At 72.0% G+C, this 1,327-nt stretch carries 1 protein-coding gene and 1 pseudogene; both read right to left on the bottom strand.

Annotated features, from left to right (window positions below):
• Positions 1-389, bottom strand: a pseudogene (locus ACFVXH_RS41315) (hypothetical protein); the annotation flags it as partial.
• Positions 390-392: 3 nt separating this feature from the next.
• Positions 393-1,327 (bottom strand): hypothetical protein (locus tag ACFVXH_RS41310; RefSeq protein WP_387831237.1); only part of this gene is annotated, 935 nt, incomplete at its 5' end.

The raw sequence follows: 1,327 nt of genomic DNA, 5'->3' as shown, positions 1-1,327 counted from the left end.
GAGATGACCCAGTCGCCCTCGGCAGAGACATGGAGGAACGGCGGGTACGTCCGTTCCGGCGTGGCCGGGCCTTCCCCTCCGCCCTCGCCCTCGTGGCTCTCTCCCCCGGCCTCCCCAGCGACGGGCTGTTCGCCCGAGGGCTCCGGCGCGGCAGGGCCGGTCTTCTCGGCCGGAGCCGAAGGCTCAACAGGCGGAGCCGGAGGCTCTTCCTTCTGCTCCTTCTTCTTCCGCCCGAACAGCCGACCCAGCAGGCCGCCCCCGCGCTTCTTCGGCTTCTCGGCCGGGGCTGCTTCCTGCGGTGCGGGCTCCGGAGACGGCTCCGGCTGTACGGGCTCGGGCTGCTGCTCCTGGCCGTCCTTGCCGAACCCGAGCTTCCACCACTTCGCCATGGGTCACTCCCCCCGCTCGGACAGGTGCTGGTCCAGCGCGCCGTGCGCGCCGGTCTTGTGCTCGGGTGCGTCCAGGATCTCCAGGATTTCGGGCATCGGGGCCTGGCCCTCGATGCTCCACTCCCGGCCGCCGGTTCCGATGCCCATGGAGGCGGGCTTGGCGGCCATCGGGTCGGCGGCGTCGCTGACGTAGGTGGCCGCGTCCACGTAGACGCTCAGGGGCAGGCGGCCGTCCTCCTTCGCGAACCTCACCAGGCCCCGGTACAGGTTGGCGGTCGCCGCCGCGATCAGCATGTGCGCCCAGTCGGGGCGGAAGTAGACGTCCTTGGCCCAGTCGCCGCCGGTCGCGTGGTCGGTCTTGTGCTCGCTCCGGGAGAGGTAACCACGGAACGACTGGTAGATCCGGCCGTGCACCTGCTTGGCCCACTTCGCGCCCGGCCGCCCGTCCTGCATCGCGGCCACGATCCGGTTGCGGCTGGTGGACAGCAGCTTGTACATGCCGGACAGGGCCGCGCGGGAGTTCTCCCAGTGCCAGGACTCCAGCACCTTCGGGGACCACTCCGGGTACTGCTCCATCAGGAGATCTACGCTCGGAGTCGGCAGCCAGTAACCGCCCTCGGGCATCTCGCGGAACTGGAACCGGGGCAGCCCCGGCAGGCCGGTGCCGGGGACGTCGGCCAGCCGCCAGTACCCGGCCATCGCCTTGTCGAACGGGGTGCCTTCACCGCCGTGGGTCGGCTCCCCGATGCCCAGCTTCGTCGGCCCGTACGCGCCGAGCCAGGCCGCCGTCTTGTCGTACCGGTGCAGCCACCCGGCCGCCCGCTCGGCCTCGGTCGGGTCGCGGTGCCACTGCTGGGGGACCATCAGCGGCACCATCCGCAGCCCTTGAGCGGCCGGGGGCACGGCCCCCTTGCGCACGGCCTGGCACAGCACCTCGG

Source organism: Kitasatospora sp. NPDC058184 (assembly GCF_042883725.1).
In the GTDB taxonomy this organism is placed as follows: Bacteria; Actinomycetota; Actinomycetes; order Streptomycetales; family Streptomycetaceae; genus Kitasatospora.
Note: the sequence above shows the minus strand (reverse complement) of the source record. Positions and strands in the feature narration are given on the sequence as shown.